The sequence below is a fragment of the Serratia sp. ID 25-353 genome (assembly GCF_054792795.1).
Map to the genome: position 1 here is coordinate 4,256,187 of NZ_CM139236.1, position 17,020 is coordinate 4,273,206.

Consider the following 17,020-nt stretch of genomic DNA (forward strand, 5'->3'; position numbering starts at 1 on the left):
GGCGTATATGCAAACCGGGTTTATACCCTTGGGGTTTCACTCTGTGGCTAGGCGATCGGCCCGTAAAGGCCCCGAAACGGTGATTGGGGCAAACAAGCACGGTCAAACAGCGTTACAGCATGAAAGACTGATGGGTAGAGCGCACGGCGATATTGATGCCATCTATCCTGACGGGGCACTGCTGTCGATGTCCTGGACTGTAAGGTACAGTGCCCGGTTCCGCTCAGCCAGCATATCAGGATTTGAAACGGTTGTTAATTCGTTCACATAAAAGCAACATTAAATCTTTGCTGAATCGTTGAGCGCAGCGTAATCGGCTGCCGAACTAGCAGGGCATTATATCCATATAGTTGGAATGGATATAAGCAGAGGGATCGGAATTTGGCGCAGCGGCCACAAAAATACCGCTTTCTGGATTTGAGCAAAAAAAAACGGCCCCTTGTCAGGAGCCGCTTGTTAACCGGTCAACCAGCAGAATTACTTCTTCTTGGCTTTCGGGTTAGGCAGGTCGGTGATGCTGCCTTCGTAGATTTCCGCCGCCAGGCCCACGGATTCGTGCAGGGTCGGGTGAGCGTGGATGGTCAGCGCGATGTCTTCCGCGTCGCAGCCCATCTCGATAGCCAGACCGATTTCACCCAGCAGCTCGCCGCCGTTGGTGCCGACAATCGCGCCACCGATGATGCGGTGAGTTTCTTTGTCGAAGATCAGTTTGGTCATGCCGTCTGCACAGTCGGAAGCGATCGCACGGCCGGAAGCCGCCCACGGGAAGGTGGAGGTTTCGTAACTGATGCCTTTCTCTTTCGCTTCTTTCTCGGTCAGACCCACCCATGCCACTTCCGGCTCGGTGTAAGCGATGGATGGGATCACTTTCGGATCGAAGTAGTGCTTCATGCCGGCGATAACTTCTGCGGCAACGTGGCCTTCGTGCACGCCTTTGTGCGCCAGCATCGGCTGACCGACGATGTCGCCGATAGCGAAGATGTGCGGCACGTTGGTGCGCAGCTGTTTGTCGACATTGATGAAGCCACGCTCGTCAACTTCAACACCGGCTTTGCCGGCATCCAGCAGTTTGCCGTTCGGTACGCGGCCGATCGCCACCAGCACCGCGTCGTAACGCTGTGGCTCTGCCGGCGCTTTTTTACCTTCCATCGTGACGTAGATGCCGTCTTCTTTGGCTTCTACCGCGGTCACTTTGGTTTCCAGCATCAGGTTGAACTGCTTGCTGATACGCTTGGTGAAGACTTTCACCACGTCTTTATCTGCCGCCGGGATAACCTGATCGAACATCTCAACGACGTCGATCTGTGAACCCAGCGCATGGTATACGGTGCCCATTTCCAGGCCGATGATGCCGCCGCCCATAACCAGCAGACGCTCTGGGACGGTTTTCAGTTCCAGCGCATCGGTGGAATCCCACACGCGTGGATCTTCATGAGGAATGAATGGCAGTTGGATCGGACGAGAACCTGCAGCGATGATGGCGTTGTCGAAGTTGATGGTGGTTGGGCCGTTTTCGCCTTCCACAACCAGGGTGTTAGCGCCGGTGAACTTGCCCAGGCCGTTGACCACTTTCACTTTACGGCCTTTCGCCATGCCAGCCAGACCGCCGGTCAGCTGAGTGATGACTTTTTCTTTCCAGACGCGCACTTTGTCGATGTCGGTTTTCGGCTCGCCGAAAACGATGCCGTGTTCGGCCAGCGCTTTGGCTTCTTCGATCACTTTGGCAACGTGCAGCAGTGCTTTGGAAGGGATACATCCCACGTTCAGGCAAACCCCGCCCAGAGTGGAATATCGTTCAACCAGAACGGTTTCAAGACCTAAGTCAGCGCAACGAAAGGCTGCAGAGTAACCTGCCGGGCCCGCCCCAAGTACCACGACCTGAGTTTTAATTTCAGTACTCATCATGACCTCTTAATTGATTGTCCGGCGGGTCAGACGTCATTTTTATTGCTAATCGATCTCATAACGCCCTTCATCCACCGGGACGCTTACACCGCGAGCAGTTTACAGAATTGTTAATAATCTGCAAAGCGTGTTCGAGTGACCCGTGTCTCAACAATTTTGTCGAGTTGTGCAAAATCCGACAAAACTGCTACAGAATCGTCAGGGGCGCAGAATGCTGCGCCCCTTTTGCATTACATCACCAGACGGCGAATGTCGGACAACATGTTGTTGATGATGGTGATGAAGCGCGCACCATCGGCACCGTCGATAACGCGGTGGTCGAAGGACAGCGACATCGGCATCATCAGGCGCGGCATGAACTCTTTACCGTTCCAGACCGGCTCCATCGCAGACTTGGAGACGCCCAGGATAGCCACTTCCGGCGCGTTGACGATCGGCGCGAAGTGAGTCGTCCCGATGCCGCCCAGGCTGGAGATGGTGAAGCAACCGCCCTGCATCTCGCCCGCGGTCAGCTTGCCGTCGCGCGCTTTCTTAGAGATGGCCATCAGTTCGCGAGACAGCTCGGTGATGCTCTTCTTGTTCACGTCCTTGAACACCGGAACCACCAGGCCGTTCGGGGTATCAACCGCCACGCCGATGTTGATGTATTTCTTCAGCGTCAGCTTCTGACCGTCTTCGGACAGCGAGCTGTTGAAGCGCGGCATCTGCTCCAGAGCGGCAGCAACGGCTTTCATGATGAACACGACAGGCGTGAACTTCACGTCCAGCTTGCGCTTGGCCGCTTCTTCGTTCTGCTGTTTGCGGAACGCTTCCAGATCGGTGATGTCGGTTTTGTCGAAGTGAGTCACGTGCGGGATCATCACCCAGTTGCGGCTCAGGTTCGCGCCAGAGATCTTCTGGATGCGGCCCATTTCGACTTCTTCGATCTCGCCGAACTTGCTGAAGTCCACTTTCGGCCATGGCAGCATGCCTGGCAGACCGCCGCCGGCAGCAGCCGGAGCCGCTTCAGCGCGTTTCACCGCGTCTTTCACGTAAGCCTGAACGTCTTCGCGCAGGATGCGGCCTTTACGACCGGTGCCTTTCACTTTCGCCAGGTTAACGCCGAATTCACGCGCCAGACGACGAATGACCGGGGTCGCGTGCACGTATGCCGCGTTCTCGGCGAACTCGCCTTTGTCGTCAGCTTTCGCAGCCGGTGCGGCGGCTTTAGCGGCGGCCGGTGCCGGCGCAGCTTCCGCTTTAGCGGCTGGAGCGGCGGCAGCGGCAGGCGCAGCGCCTTCCACTTCGAACACCATGATCAGGGAGCCGGTTTTCACTTTGTCGCCGGTCGCGATCTTGATCTCTTTCACGGTACCCGCGAACGGTGCAGGCACTTCCATGGAGGCCTTGTCGCCTTCCACGGTGATCAGAGACTGCTCGGCGGCAACCTTGTCGCCCACCTTAACCATCACTTCGGTCACTTCGACTTCGTCGCCGCCGATATCTGGCACGGCGACGTCTTTGGCCGCAGAGGCCGCAGGCGCTGCAGCGGCGGCAGGTGCTTGCGCCGCAGCCGGGGCCGCAGCGGAAGCGGCGCCGGCCACTTCGAACACCATGATCAGGGAACCGGTTTTCACTTTGTCGCCGGTCGCGATCTTGATCTCTTTCACGGTGCCCGCGAACGGCGCAGGAACTTCCATGGAAGCCTTGTCGCCTTCTACGGTGATCAGGGACTGCTCGGCTTCCACCTTGTCGCCCACTTTCACCAGGATCTCGGTCACTTCGACTTCGTCAGCGCCGATGTCCGGCACGGCAACGTCTTTAGCCGCAGCGGCGGCCGGGGCCGCTGCTGCCGCCGGTTTTTCTTCCGCTTTCGCCGCCGGTGCAGCTTCCGCTGCGCCTGCCGCTTCGAAGATCATGATCAGTTTGCCGGTCTCGGTTTTATCGCCGACCGCCACTTTGATCTCTTTCACCACACCCGCCTGCGGGGAGGGCACTTCCATGGAGGCCTTGTCGCCTTCCACGGTGATCAGCGATTGTTCCGCTTCAACTTTATCGCCGACCTTCACCAGAATCTCGGTGATTTCGACTTCATCTGCACCGATGTCCGGTACGTTGATTTCGATAGACATTATTCAGTACCTCTTAGGCCAGACGCGGGTTAACTTTTTCCGGGTTGATGTCGAATTTCTTGATTGCATCGGCAACCACAGAAGCTTCGATCTCACCGCGTTTAGCCAGTTCACCCAGAGCAGCAACCACCACGTAGGATGCATCGACTTCGAAGTGGTGACGCAGGTTTTCGCGGCTGTCCGAACGACCGAAGCCGTCGGTGCCCAGTACGCGATAATCGCTGGCCGGCACATAAGTACGAACCTGTTCGGCGAACAGTTTCATGTAGTCGGTAGACGCTACCGCCGGCGCGTCGCTCATCACCTGAGCGATGTAAGGCACGCGTGGCGTTTCGGTTGGGTGCAGCATGTTCCAGCGCTCGCAATCCTGGCCGTCGCGCGCCAGTTCGGTGAACGAGGTCACGCTGTAGGTGTCGGAACCCACGCCGTAGTCCTTCGCCAGGATCTGCGCAGCTTCGCGCACGTGGCGCAGGATGGCACCGGAGCCCAGCAGCTGTACCTTGCCTTTGCTGCCTTCCAGCGTTTCCAGCTTGTAGATACCCTTGCGGATACCCTCTTCCGCACCCTGCGGCATCGCAGGCATGTGGTAGTTTTCGTTCAGCGTGGTCAGGTAGTAGTACACGTTTTCCGGGTTGTCGCCATACATGCGCACCAGACCGTCGTGCATGATCACCGCCACTTCGTACGCGTAAGCCGGATCGTAAGAGATGCAGTTAGGGATGGTCAGAGACTGAATGTGGCTGTGGCCATCTTCGTGCTGCAGACCTTCGCCGTTCAGGGTAGTACGGCCCGAGGTCCCGCCGATCAGGAAGCCGCGCGCCTGTTGGTCGCCCGCTGCCCAGCACAGGTCGCCGATACGTTGGAAACCGAACATCGAGTAGTAGATGTAGAACGGAATCATCGGCAGATCGTTGGTGCTGTAGGAAGTCGCTGCGGCCAGCCAGGAAGAGGCTGCGCCCAGTTCGTTGATGCCTTCCTGCAGGATTTGGCCTTTCTCGTCTTCTTTGTAGTAAGCCACCTGCTCACGGTCCTGCGGGGTGTACTGCTGGCCGTTCGGGCTGTAGATACCGATCTGACGGAACAGACCTTCCATACCGAAAGTACGCGCTTCGTCGGCGATGATTGGCACCAGGCGATCTTTGATCGACTTGTTCTTCAGCATCACGTTCAGGGCACGCACGAAGGCGATAGTGGTGGAGATCTCTTTGTTCTGCTCTTCCAGCAGCGAGCTGAAATCTTCCAGCGCCGGCATTTCCAGCTTCTGGGTGAACTCCGGCAGACGCGTCGGCACGTAGCCTTTCAGCGCCTGGCGACGTTCGTGCAGGTATTTGTACTCTTCGGACTCTTTCTCGAAGGTGATGTACGGCAGTTTTTCGATGTCAGCATCGGCAACCGGCACGTTGAAACGATCGCGGAAGTGGTGAACCCCTTCCATGTTCATTTTCTTCACCTGGTGAGCGATGTTTTTACCTTCCGCGGTTTCACCCATGCCGTAACCTTTGATGGTGTGGGCCAGGATAACGGTCGGTTTGCCTTTGGTGTCCTGCGCTTTTTTCAGTGCAGCGAAGATTTTCTTCGGATCGTGACCACCACGGTTCAGCGCCCAGATTTCGTCGTCGGTCATGTCTTTGACCAGTGCCGCGGTTTCCGGGTAACGGCCGAAGAAGTGCTCGCGCACGTAAGCGCCGTCTTTGGATTTGAAGGTCTGGTAGTCGCCGTCCAGGGTCTCGTTCATCAGCTGAACCAGTTTACCGCTGGTGTCTTTACGCAGCAGTTCGTCCCAACGGCCGCCCCAGATCACTTTCAGCACCTGCCAGCCTGCGCCGGAGAAGATGCCTTCCAGTTCGTTGATGATCTTGCCGTTGCCGGTGACCGGGCCGTCCAGGCGCTGCAGGTTGCAGTTGATGACGAACACCAGGTTGTCCAGCTTCTCGCGGGTCGCGATGGTGATGGCGCCTTTGGATTCCGGCTCATCCATCTCGCCGTCGCCCAGGAAGGCGTAAACGGTCTGCTCAGAGGTGTCTTTCAGGCCACGGTGTTCCAGATATTTCAAGAACTTCGCCTGATAGATGGCGCTGATTGGGCCCAGGCCCATGGATACGGTCGGGAACTGCCAGAATTCCGGCATCAGTTTAGGATGCGGGTAAGAGGACAGGCCGTTGCCGTGCACTTCCTGACGGAAGTTGTTCATTTGTTCTTCGGTCAGGCGGCCTTCAAGGAAGGCACGCGCGTAAACGCCCGGAGAGATGTGGCCCTGGAAGTACACCAGGTCGCCGCCGTCTTTCTCGTTGCGTGCGCGGAAGAAGTGGTTAAAGCAGACTTCATAGAAGGTCGCGGAAGACTGGAAGGAAGCCATGTGGCCGCCCAGCTCCAGGTCTTTTTTGGATGCGCGCAGAACGGTCATGACCGCGTTCCAACGGATCGCAGAGCGAATGCGGCGTTCCAGATCCAGGTTGCCTGGGTAGGCCGGTTCGTCTTCTACCGCGATGGTGTTGACGTAGTTGTGCGCTGCAGCACCGGCCGCAACGTTAACGCCGCCTTTGCGGGCTTCTCCCAATACCTGATCAATCAGAAACTGAGCTCGCTCAACACCCTCTTCACGGATGACCGATTCGATCGCCTGCAGCCAGTCGCGGGTTTCGATCGGATCCACGTCATTGTTTAAACGTTCTGACATGGTGGTATTCCTTATCTGTCTAATGGTTTGTTTGGAGCCTGTCTTCCTGTGTTCTGTGCAAAAACACACGAAGACAGGCCCATCAGTTTAGTTGCCGCTTAAGTACTTAACTAAGTACCTCGAACTTAACCCCCGCAGGCTGGTGTACCCTGAAGAGGACAGCTCTTAATCCTTGCGTTGCTGGAGACGCCGTAGCGATCTCTCGCGCCGAGTATGCTCCCGGCTGAGATCCAGCAAGATTTCCTCGATAAACGCCAAGTGGCGATGCGAGGCTTCACGGGCCTTTTCCGGCTCGCGTGCCACAATCGCCTCAAAAATCCCGGCGCGGTGGCTGCTCACTTTTGCCAACATCTCACGGCGCGAGTAGAGCAATTCAAAGTTCTGACGCACGTTCTGTTCCAGCATCGGCCCCATGCAGCGTAGCAGGTGAAGTAACACAACGTTGTGGGCAGCTTCGGTCACGGCGATTTGATACTGCATGACCGCATCGGCTTCGGCGTCGAGATCGCCGCTGTCTTGAGCCTGTTGAATCACGATATGGCAGTCGCGGATGCGCGCCAGATCTTCATCGGTGCCGCGCAGCGCCGCGTAATAGGCGGCAATGCCTTCCAGCGCGTGACGGGTTTCCAACAGATCGAACTGTGATTCGGGATGGTCGGCCAGCAGCTCGGCCAGCGGATCGCTGAAGCTCTGCCACAGATTAGTTTGCACGAAGGTGCCGCCGCCCTGACGGCGCAGGAGCAGCCCTTTCGCTTCCAGGCGCTGAATGGCCTCTCTCAGAGAAGGACGGGAGACATCAAATTGTTTCGCCAGCTCGCGCTCCGGAGGCAGTTTTTCGCCTGGGCGGAGTGTCCCCTCGAGGATCAGGTATTCGAGCTGTTGCTCGATAACATCTGACAACTTGGGTTGGCGGATTTTGCTGTAGGCCATGAGTGAATTCTTCTCTGCGAATGGCGCGGAGTCAATTGGTAATACCAATTTCAAAAACGTGACGGTAAAGTAACAAAGTATTCACCTCCTGTCCATACGGGCCTTGATCGAAATCAGGTTACCCGCACATTTTAACACCCCGCTGAAAACCCCGCTGCAAACCGGTAACGCCGTGATGGTATTACCATTTACGCGCCGGGTTGGGGATTTAACTTTTACCAAACCTTACGCAAGGCAGAGTGCAAACTTTTTGCCCGAGTTTTATTGCATGGTTATGACGCTTTGATGAATGACTATTTGGCGAGCAGCGCAACGGGAGTTCGTTCATTATTTGAACGCACGCCGCCGTTCAGATCTACGTTATTTTTGCGCATTATGTGATTTGTTGCTTATTTCATGCACTGAATCCCCCCTGCCGTCACACAACCCGCATTTTGTTTCCTAAACTGCTGCAATCTTAATCACTCACACGACAAAGCAGGTGCAAACCGACGCGCATAACATTATTCTCTGCCAAACGGTAGCGGCGCCGTGGAATTAATAGCTATAACGCCGTAAATAAAACAAAACACACATCGTAACCACTGCTTTACGGGCATGTGGGCATTCACAACGACAGAGGGTTAGATTGATGGATGGTCAACAGCATGGTGACCAGCTGAAACGCGGCCTGAAAAACCGCCATATTCAGCTCATCGCCTTAGGTGGCGCAATCGGCACCGGGTTATTTCTCGGTATCGCTCAAACAATAAAAATGGCCGGCCCATCGGTTATTCTCGGCTACGCCATCGGTGGCTTCATCGCGTTTCTGATCATGCGCCAGCTGGGTGAAATGGTGGTGGAAGAGCCGGTCGCCGGTTCCTTCAGCCACTTTGCCTACAAATACTGGGGCAATTTTGCCGGCTTCGCTTCCGGCTGGAACTACTGGGTGCTGTATGTCCTGGTGGCGATGGCGGAGCTGACCGCGGTCGGCATCTATGTGCAGTATTGGTGGCCGGAGATCCCCACCTGGGTCTCCGCCGCGGTGTTCTTCCTGGCGATCAACGCCATCAACCTGGCCAACGTTAAAGTTTACGGCGAGATGGAGTTCTGGTTCGCCATCATCAAAGTGGTGGCGATTATCGGCATGATCGTGTTCGGCGCCTACCTGCTGTTCAGCGGCATGGGCGGCCCGGAGGCCACCGTCACCAACCTGTGGGCGCAGGGCGGGTTCTTCCCCAATGGCGTCATGGGCCTGGTAATGGCGATGGCGGTGATCATGTTCTCCTTCGGCGGCCTCGAGCTGGTCGGCATCACCGCCGCCGAAGCCGACAACCCGCAAAAAAGCATTCCGAAAGCCACCAATCAGGTGATCTACCGCATCCTGATCTTCTATATCGGTTCACTGGCCATTCTGCTGTCGCTGTACCCGTGGGGCAAAGTGGTCGAAGGCGGCAGCCCGTTCGTGCTGATCTTCCACGCGTTGAACAGCAACCTGGTGGCGACCGTGCTGAACATCGTGGTGCTCACCGCCGCGCTGTCGGTGTACAACAGCTGCGTCTACTGCAACAGCCGTATGCTGTACGGCCTGGCGCAGCAGGGCAACGGCCCGAAAAGCCTGCTGAAGGTCGACGGCCGCGGCGTGCCGGTGGTGGCCATCGGTATCTCCGCCCTCGCCACCGCGCTGTGCGTGCTGATTAACTACCTGATCCCGGGGCGGGCCTTCGAATTGCTGATGGCATTGGTGGTATCGGCGCTGGTGATCAACTGGGCGATGATCAGCCTGGCGCATCTGAAGTTCCGCGCCGCCAAAAACCGCGAAGGCGTGGTGCCGAAGTTCAAAGCCTTCTGGTACCCGTTCAGCAACTACCTGTGCCTGCTGTTCATGGCCGGCATCCTGGTGATCATGTACCTGACGCCGGGCATTCAAATCTCGGTGCTGCTGATCCCGGTGTGGGTGGCGATCCTGGCCGTCGGTTACGCTATCAAACAGCGTAGCCAACGCGTCGATGGCGTCACCAGTCGTTGACCCCCGTGACCGCGCAATAAAATGGCCCGCAGATGCGGGCCATTTTTTTCGCCTGAACGCCGCTTACTTGCGCAGCGCTTTCACCTGCTCGGCGGTGATATCCGCCGGCAAGCCGCCCCAAGTCACGCGCAGGTAATTCACCAGCTCCGCTACTTCGGCATCGCTCAGCCGCTCGCCGAAGCCCGGCATGCTCTGCATGCTTTCATCGTTCGGGAACTGCTGGGCCGGCAGGCCATCCAGCACCGACACGATCAGGTTCTTGCCGTCCGCCTGGCGCAGCGTGGCATTATCGCGCATCGCCGGTGCCACGTGCGGTTTGCCCTCGCCTTCACGCGCGTGACAGCCAGCGCACTGATCCAGATAGGCCATGCGCCCGGCATCGCTGCCCTGGCCCATTTTCACCGGCACCGCCGCCGGCGGCTGCTCGCCCATCAGATACAGCGCCAGCGCCTGATGATCTTCTGGCGTCAAATGACGGGTGCTGAGATCCACCACCATGTGCATCTCGCTGAAGGCGGAACCCTGCGGCGCGAGGCCGGTGCTGAGGAAGCGGCTGACGTCCTGCGGCGTCCAACCGCGCTGCGCCAGACCGTGCGGCGTAATGTCCGGCGCCATGAAGCGGCCGAGATCGCCGCCCTGCATCGGCTTGGCGAGATCCATCTGCCCCAGCGCGCCGCGCGGCGTGTGGCATTCGCCACAGTGCCCCAGCACGTCGGCCAGATAGCGGCCGCGCTGCCATTGCGGCGAACTGCCCTGCGAACTGGCCGGCAGCGGATCCTGGCTGCGGAACAGCAGGTTCCAGCCGATCAGCGCCATGCGCTGGTTGAACGGGAACGGCATCTCGTTAGCCGGAATGGCGACGTCCACCGCCGGGCGCGTCATCAGGTAAGCGTAGATGTCGTCGGCGTCCTGACGCGACATGCCCTTGTACGAGGTGTAAGGCATCGCCGGGTACAGATGCCGCCCGCCCGGTGCCACGCCCTGCGTCAGCGCCAGGAAGAAGTCGTCCTTGGTCCAGCGCCCGATACCGTGGTCGGCCGACGGCGTCAGATTGCTGCCGTAAATCGTACCGAACGGCGTTTCCAGCGGATAGCCGCCGGCCAACGGCGCCCCGCCGCTGGCGGTATGACAGGCGGCGCAGTCGGCGGCCTGCGCCAGATAGCGGCCGCGGACGATCTGTTCGGCGTCGGCGGTCACCTGCTGCACCGGGCCGTCGTAACGGCGGTTTTCCCGCCACCACAGCAGCGCAATCACCACGATCGCCACCAGCAAAATCAACACTGCGAGACGTTTTTTCATTGCGCCGTCTCCTTCAGCAGGCCCGGCGTTTTCAGCACCACGTCGCGCACCGCTTCGTAGTAGCGCACGTAGCCGGTGCAGCGGCAGATGTGGCTGTCCAGCGCCTGCTCGATGGCGCTTTCCAGCTGCTCGCGAGCGATAGGCTCACGCTTGAGCTTTTCCACGAAAATGGTGGCGGCGTTGACGAAGCCCGGCGTGCAGTAGCCGCACTGGAAGCTGTAGTGTTCCAGAAACGCCTGCTGGATCGGCGACAGTTCAACCACCTCGCCCTGCTCGTCCACCTTGGCGTGGCCTTCGACGGTACGCACTTTCTTGCCGTTGAAGAAATGCGCGCCGGTGATGCAGGTGCGCACCTCTTCGCTGGTGCCGCTCGGGTGATCGACGATCGCCACGCAGGCGTGGCAAATGCCCTGCCCGCAGCCGAGGCGCGAACCGGTAAGATCGAGATACTCGTGCAGGAAATCGATCATCATCAAGCCTTCCGGCACCTCGATCGGGCCGTACGGTTTCTCGTTGATGGTCAGGGAAATCGGCTGGGTTTTAATGCTCATTGTAATACCTCACGAATATTTTCTGCACGAACGGGCAAATCACGGAAACGGTGGCCGGTGGCATCGGCGATGGCGTTGACCAGCGCGGCCACGATCGGGATCATCACCACCTCCGCCATGCCTTTCGGCGGATCGGTTTCCGACAGCGCCGGCAGGATGTCGCCGCTCTGCTTCCACACCGCCACGTCGCTGGCGCGCGGCAGATGGTAACGGTTGAAGTTCCAGGTGCCGTTGCCCGGGCCGTCTTCGTACAGCGGTAAATATTCGTGCAGCGCATGGCCGATACCCATCGCCAGCCCGCCCTGCAGCTGGCCGGAAACCAGTTCCGGCACGATCAGGTTGCCGCACTCCATGATCGAATGGTGATTCAGCAATTCCACCTGGCCGGTGGCGATATCCACCGCCACTTCCGCCAGCGTGCCGACGGCGCTGTAGTAGGTCACCGCCGCATTGTTGCGCTGGGTTGGCGGGTAGTAGACCTGCCCACGCGCCAGCGGTTTGAATTCGCCGCCGGCGTTGCGCAGCGCCATGCCGTCGATCGGCAGGCGTTCGCTTTTGCCGTTCATCGTGAAATCAGCCTCCGCCCATTGCCAGCGGTTGAAGACGTGTACCGCCGCGCCGGTGACGCCGCCCATCTGATAAGCCGTCTTGGCCAGCAGTTCGAGGCTCAGCACCGACATGCCCGCCGCCGTCAGGCCGCCTTCGACCCAACGCGCATCTTCACGCCGCACCACCAGCGGCGCCGCCTGGCCGCCGCCGATGCCGGCCTGCCACAACGCCATCGCCGCCGGCCACAGGCCGTGATCGAAGATCAGGCGCGCCGCTTCGCGGGTGCTGTGCGAGAAGTAATAGGCCGAGTTGCTGGCGCTGGACGGCGAACAGTAGCTCGGCGTCCAGTTAGGGTTGGTTTGCAGCTTGTCCTGCTCTTCTTGCGACATCAGGTAGGGATCGCCGCTGGTGACCATCGGCAGCACCGACCAGTCGGTGACCGAGAAATGCGCTTCGTCGGCCGGTTTGCCCAGCCACTGCGCGCACAGCACCGACTGCGAGGTCGACATGCCGGTGCCCATCTCCGCGCCGCTGTGATGCAGCGTGATGCGGCCGTCTTCGCTCAGCTCCACCCGGGCGAATGAGGTTTCCGCCCCGGTGCCGAAGTCTTTTTGCACGCAGCCGAAGCCAACGCCATAGCGCTTGCCGGGATGGCGGCTCTCAAACTCGGCCTTGCGTTCGGCGCGCTTGAGCCACATCTCATGCTTCGCCGCCTTCTCCAGCACTTCATCGGCGCGGATCGCACCGGCCGGGATCGCTCCCTGGGTGTTTTTCATGCCGGATTTCAGCACGTTGCGCAGACGGAATTCGATCGGGTCGATCTTCAGTTCGGCGGCCAGCTCGTCCACCATCATCTCGGTGGCGGCCATGCTCTGCAGCGTGCCGTAACCGCGCGCCGAGCCGGCATCGATGGCGCGCGAGGCCAGCCCGACCGACGACAGATCGCTTTTCGGGAAGTAGTAAATCGACTGGGCGGCGGTCGCGCCGACCATCACCACCGAAGGGGTAAAGTTGCTGCGGCCGCCGCCGTCCGCCGTCATGTCGCCGAGGAACGACTGCATAACGCCGGTCTGGCGATTCACCGCGATGCGGTAATTCATATCGAACGCATGGCGCTTCAGCGCCGTCTGGAACTGCTCGAAGCGGTCATTGGCCAGGCGCACCGGGTGGCCGTCGCCGTACATCGCCGCCACCGCGCCATAATACGGGAAGTTGTAGTGATCTTTCGAACCGTAGCCCACGGTGTAGCACGGGTGCAGGATCAGCTGTTTCACCGGCGGGTTGCGCTTGGCCAGCATGCGCGGCATCTCGTCGGCCACTTCCTGCGGCGACTGGGTCGGCACCACCAGATGCAGCGTTTGCGTCTCGGCATCGAACCAGCCGTTGGCGTTGTCGGGCTCCAGCGCCGAGGTGTCGATCGACTGCGTGGTGTAGCGGCGCGACATCACCAGCCAATCGGCCGGCGGATTGGCCATCTCGTCGGCGATCAGGCCCGCATAGCGCATGCCTTCCTGATCCAGCTTGCCGCCCTCGCGCCCTTCCGGCCACACCGGCAGGTGTTTTTTCATCGATACCGGGAAGATTGGCGTGTCCTTCAGGCTGGAGAAGCGATCGTCGTCGAACGGTTGATCGCCCCCTACCCGCACATAGCGGAAGCTGCCCCAGGGATCGCGCTCCAGCGGGCCGGTGACCGCGCCGTATTTGATGGTTTCTTCGCGGAATTTCAACTTGTCCTTGGCGAAGCGGAAACGGGCGAAGTCGTGATAGATCAGGATCGCCACCGCCTGGCCGAGGTAGGCCGGGGTTTTGCCACTCGGCAGCAGCATGTCGTCACCGTAGAACGCCGGGAAGGCCAGGCCGTCGCGCGCCAGATCTTCCGCCGTCACCAGGCGATCCGGCTGCAGGTCATCCCCCAACAGCGACAGATCGATCCCTTCGAACAGCCGGTCGGCTTTGGTGACGCGCAGAATGAAGGCGTGCGCCTGTTTCTGCGGCCAGTGCGGCATGTCCACCGCGCGGATATCGCGCGCGAACACTTTTTGCCCCATGACCTTGGCGCGGCCGTCGATGCGGAAACGGACGCGTTTGGTCTGCGGATCCCAGTTGGGTGACTGGAGGATTTTTTGCTCGAACAGCGCGGCGTAGGCGCGGCTGTACAGGGGCGCGAGATACACAGACACCCCCGCAATCACGGCGCTTTTGATAAAGCGGCGCCGCGACGGGTTGAAATTGCTCATAAATAAGTCCTTCACGTCTTTCTTGTAATTGGTTTTTGTTCGCGGTGTTGTTGCGCAAACGCTGACGACCTTGCCGTAGACGTCATAAGCATATGCTTATAACTAAAATTATGTGATGATTAACAGGCTGTTTTCAACAAAAAAACATTTGCAAAACACAGGTAGTTTGTAGGCTAATAAATAATTTGCGCAAACGCGGACTTCAACCATGACCACGGGCATTGTCATTACCGCCGCCGGACGCGGGGAGCGCTTTATTCAGGCCGGCGGCCAGGGCAACAAATTGAACACCGGATTTGCCGACGCGGCGGGTGAGCGGCGATCGCTGTTCGAACACACCCTGCGCCAGGCATTGGCCTCCGGCCTGCCGGTACAGGTGGTGACCCGGCCGGATAATCTGCCGGTGCTGGCAGCGTGCGCCGCCAATCAGGTGCCGGTCACCCTGCTCGCCAGTTCGGGCCTCGGCGACTCGATCGCCGCGGGCGTTGCGGCCACACCGCACTGGCAGGGCTGGCTGATCCACCTGGCCGATATGCCGTTCGTCGGCGCCGAGGTTTTCCGGCAGGTGGCGGATGCCTTACGGCAGCACGCGATCGTGCGCCCCTGCTATGCGCAACAGCCCGGCCACCCGGTCGGCTTTTCCGCCCTATTGCGCAAACCCCTTTGCCAACTGCGCGGCGATAATGGCGCACGTGAACTGCTGCAAGGCGCGGCAGTGCACCTGCTGCCGCTTGAGCACCCCGGCGTCGTGCAGGATATTGATCTTCCATCGCAACTCCCGGCCAGCGAGTAAATTCACCTATGCAACATCTTGATGTCACCGTGGTCAGCCAGGCGATAAGCTGGCTGCAGCAACAGCCGGTCTGGTTATGCACCGTGCTCAGTACCTACGGCTCTTCGCCGCGGTCGCCGGGCGCGTTGATGGCCGCAACCCGCGACGGCCGCTACAGCGGCTCGCTGTCGGGCGGCTGCGTGGAGGAGGATTTTTTGCGCCGCGTGGCCGCCGGGGAGTACCAGGCGGCCAGCCAGGTGATCCGTTACGGCGAAGGCGGCATGACGCCCAACGTGGCGCTGCCCTGCGGCGGCGTGCTGGACGTGCTGATCGAATACCTGCCGGCGGGTGAAGACAGCATCGCTTACCTGCAACGCATCGCCGGCGCGCTGGAAGGGCATCACGCGTTGATCAAACGCCTGACGCTGCCCAACGCCTGCCACTGCCTCGAGCAGAGCCACTTCACCAGTGCTACGCAGGTCGAACGCCGGCTCGAGCAGATCACCCTGCACATCGCGGCCGCGCCGCGCCTGCTGATCGCCGGGCTGTCCAGCGTGGCGCTGTACTGCGCCGATTTCGCCGTGGCGCTGGGGTTTGAGGTGCTGGTGTGCGAGAGCCGTCCGGAAGTACTGGATAACTTTGCCGCCGAGTTGAAACCGGGCGTGACGCTGCTGCGTCAGTTTCCGGCCAAATTTATTGAGGAAGGGGGATGCCACGCCAATACCGCCGTCGTGGCGCTGACCCACGATCCGCGCATGGACGACCTGACGCTGATGGAAGCGATCCACACCCCGGCGTTTTACATCGGCGCCATGGGATCGCTCAGAAACAGCGCGCGGCGGCGCCAGCGTTTGCAGCAGATTGCCGAATTCACGCCGCAGGAGCTGGAACGCATCCATGCGCCGATCGGCCTGCCGCTGGGCAGCAAAACCCCGGCGGAGATCGCCCTGGCGGTGATGGCGGCGATCGTGCAGCAAAAAAACCGCCTGCCGGCCGCCGACGGGATCAATGCAGCGGCACCACCGGCACCAGATGTTGAAGCTCCAAATACAGCTCCTCTTTCCCGCTCAGCGAATAGCTGAACACCGTCATGTCCGGCCCGTCACCGCGGGCCAGCCCCATTTCGGGCAACACCTGCGTGTAGATTTGAATGATGTGGTCGTTGAGCGCCACCGGCTTGCCGGAATAGCGAAAAAGGCAAAACTCGCCGTGGATCTCCGGCAGCGCCTCCAGCACCACGCCTTCGCGCAGCGGGTATTCCGTCGTCACGCCCAGGGTATAATCGACCCTGACCCGCTCGCCGTCCGGTACCAGTTGGGTAAACGAATAGGTTTGCGTCGGGCGCTCGCCCAACAAGGTGTAGAACTGCCCCCGCAGCGCGCTGCGCTGCGGCAGGTGCGACTTGTCCAGCTTCTCGATATCCAGGTGATAAGCGTACTGTTTGCCGTGAAAGGCGTATTGCCCGCGGGCGATGCTGACGCGTTCAACCTGAATATCGCCGGGCTGGCTGGCCGCCAGCGAACGCACCAGATTGCTGAAGTCCTGCTTGCGGGCATGGCGATACACGCTGGGCGATTCGGCGAAGTGTTTTTTGAAACAGCGCGAGAACGTCTGCTGGTTATCGAATTGGTATTCGACCGAGATATCGAGGATGCTCTTCTGCGTGAAACGCAAGGCGAAGGCGGCCAGGTAGAGACGGCGAGCGCGGATGTACGAGGCTAACGATAATCCGGTCTGCTTCTTGAACATGCGCTGCAGGTACCATTTCGTATAGCCTGACTTGGCGGAAACGATATCCAACGACAGCGGATTGGTCAGGTTATCTTCAATCCAGACCAGCAATTCCTTGATATGACTTTCCTGCGTACCCATGTGCTTGCCGAACCTTCTGTTGCCGATATTCCATTAGTCGAATTTTAGTGCTATCCGCGTAGGGTATACAGGTTAAAACTCGACGTCCAGCAAGCTACAGGACTTTACA

The 17,020-nt window shown here is 59.6% G+C and carries 11 protein-coding genes; 3 read left to right on the forward strand and 8 right to left on the reverse strand.

Annotated elements, in window-relative coordinates; all coding sequences use genetic code 11:
- Positions 1-477 precede the first annotated feature (477 nt).
- The 4 genes from lpdA to pdhR form a co-directional block, all read right to left on the reverse strand.
- Positions 478-1,902 carry a dihydrolipoyl dehydrogenase gene (gene lpdA, locus ACYF6X_RS20445; RefSeq protein ID WP_004937500.1) on the reverse strand — a complete coding sequence of 475 codons (1,425 nt, stop codon included), beginning with the start codon at positions 1,900-1,902 and terminating at the stop codon, positions 478-480.
- A 233-nt stretch (positions 1,903-2,135) separates the two neighbouring features.
- Positions 2,136-4,016 carry a pyruvate dehydrogenase complex dihydrolipoyllysine-residue acetyltransferase gene (aceF, locus tag ACYF6X_RS20450; protein ID WP_063988720.1) on the reverse strand — a complete coding sequence of 627 codons (1,881 nt, stop codon included), beginning with the start codon at positions 4,014-4,016 and terminating at the stop codon, positions 2,136-2,138.
- Between the two features lie 13 nt (positions 4,017-4,029).
- Entirely contained in the window at positions 4,030-6,693 is a 2,664-nt protein-coding gene (aceE, locus tag ACYF6X_RS20455) for a pyruvate dehydrogenase (acetyl-transferring), homodimeric type (protein WP_063988719.1), read from the reverse strand.
- Between the two features lie 165 nt (positions 6,694-6,858).
- Positions 6,859-7,623 carry a pyruvate dehydrogenase complex transcriptional repressor PdhR gene (pdhR, locus tag ACYF6X_RS20460; protein ID WP_004937490.1) on the reverse strand — a complete coding sequence of 255 codons (765 nt, stop codon included), beginning with the start codon at positions 7,621-7,623 and terminating at the stop codon, positions 6,859-6,861.
- A gap of 631 nt (positions 7,624-8,254) precedes the next feature.
- Here pdhR and ACYF6X_RS20465 point away from each other — a divergent pair.
- A complete protein-coding gene (locus ACYF6X_RS20465; RefSeq protein ID WP_048234660.1) occupies positions 8,255-9,631 on the forward strand; it encodes an amino acid permease in 1,377 nt (458 codons plus the stop codon).
- Positions 9,632-9,694: 63 nt separating this feature from the next.
- Here the strand turns inward: ACYF6X_RS20465 and ACYF6X_RS20470 are convergent, their stop codons facing one another.
- From ACYF6X_RS20470 to ACYF6X_RS20480, 3 genes are read right to left on the reverse strand one after another with little or no spacing between them, the layout of a single operon-like run.
- On the reverse strand, positions 9,695-10,930 hold the full coding sequence (locus ACYF6X_RS20470) for a cytochrome c (protein ID WP_107227028.1): 1,236 nt from the start codon (positions 10,928-10,930) through the stop codon (positions 9,695-9,697).
- Positions 10,927-11,481 carry a (2Fe-2S)-binding protein gene (locus tag ACYF6X_RS20475; RefSeq protein WP_130017607.1) on the reverse strand — a complete coding sequence of 185 codons (555 nt, stop codon included), beginning with the start codon at positions 11,479-11,481 and terminating at the stop codon, positions 10,927-10,929. Before ACYF6X_RS20475 ends, ACYF6X_RS20470 begins: the two co-directional genes overlap by 4 nt.
- Positions 11,478-14,267 (reverse strand): xanthine dehydrogenase family protein molybdopterin-binding subunit, encoded by a 2,790-nt coding sequence (locus ACYF6X_RS20480; protein ID WP_130017608.1) that lies wholly within the window; start codon positions 14,265-14,267, stop codon positions 11,478-11,480. The genes ACYF6X_RS20475 and ACYF6X_RS20480 overlap by 4 nt, the downstream gene beginning before the upstream one ends.
- A 208-nt stretch (positions 14,268-14,475) precedes the next feature.
- On the opposite strand from ACYF6X_RS20480, the gene ACYF6X_RS20485 reads away from it, so the two are divergent.
- Together ACYF6X_RS20485 and ACYF6X_RS20490 are read left to right on the forward strand one after the other, a co-directional pair.
- Positions 14,476-15,060: a nucleotidyltransferase family protein gene (locus ACYF6X_RS20485; RefSeq protein ID WP_130017609.1), complete on the forward strand. Its 585-nt coding sequence runs from the start codon at positions 14,476-14,478 to the stop codon at positions 15,058-15,060.
- Between the two features lie 8 nt (positions 15,061-15,068).
- The gene (locus tag ACYF6X_RS20490) at positions 15,069-16,121 is read left to right on the forward strand and encodes an XdhC family protein (protein ID WP_063988714.1); all 1,053 of its coding nucleotides are present in this window, start codon (positions 15,069-15,071) and stop codon (positions 16,119-16,121) included.
- Here ACYF6X_RS20490 and ACYF6X_RS20495 read toward each other — a convergent pair.
- Positions 16,045-16,911: a helix-turn-helix domain-containing protein gene (locus ACYF6X_RS20495; RefSeq protein ID WP_063988713.1), complete on the reverse strand. Its 867-nt coding sequence runs from the start codon at positions 16,909-16,911 to the stop codon at positions 16,045-16,047. The genes ACYF6X_RS20490 and ACYF6X_RS20495 overlap by 77 nt on opposite strands.
- Positions 16,912-17,020 lie beyond the last annotated feature (109 nt).

Bases quoted from the DNA above. Each gene is read 5' to 3' on its own strand.
- lpdA (WP_004937500.1), bottom strand. From the start codon at position 1,902: ATGAGTACTGAAATTAAAACTCAGGTCGTGGTACTTGGGGCGGGCCCG.
- aceF (WP_063988720.1), bottom strand. From the start codon at position 4,016: ATGTCTATCGAAATCAACGTACCGGACATCGGTGCAGATGAAGTCGAA.
- aceE (WP_063988719.1), bottom strand. From the start codon at position 6,693: ATGTCAGAACGTTTAAACAATGACGTGGATCCGATCGAAACCCGCGAC.
- pdhR (WP_004937490.1), bottom strand. From the start codon at position 7,623: ATGGCCTACAGCAAAATCCGCCAACCCAAGTTGTCAGATGTTATCGAG.
- ACYF6X_RS20465 (WP_048234660.1), top strand. From the start codon at position 8,255: ATGGATGGTCAACAGCATGGTGACCAGCTGAAACGCGGCCTGAAAAAC.
- ACYF6X_RS20470 (WP_107227028.1), bottom strand. From the start codon at position 10,930: ATGAAAAAACGTCTCGCAGTGTTGATTTTGCTGGTGGCGATCGTGGTG.
- ACYF6X_RS20475 (WP_130017607.1), bottom strand. From the start codon at position 11,481: ATGAGCATTAAAACCCAGCCGATTTCCCTGACCATCAACGAGAAACCG.
- ACYF6X_RS20480 (WP_130017608.1), bottom strand. From the start codon at position 14,267: ATGAGCAATTTCAACCCGTCGCGGCGCCGCTTTATCAAAAGCGCCGTG.
- ACYF6X_RS20485 (WP_130017609.1), top strand. From the start codon at position 14,476: ATGACCACGGGCATTGTCATTACCGCCGCCGGACGCGGGGAGCGCTTT.
- ACYF6X_RS20490 (WP_063988714.1), top strand. From the start codon at position 15,069: ATGCAACATCTTGATGTCACCGTGGTCAGCCAGGCGATAAGCTGGCTG.
- ACYF6X_RS20495 (WP_063988713.1), bottom strand. From the start codon at position 16,911: ATGGGTACGCAGGAAAGTCATATCAAGGAATTGCTGGTCTGGATTGAA.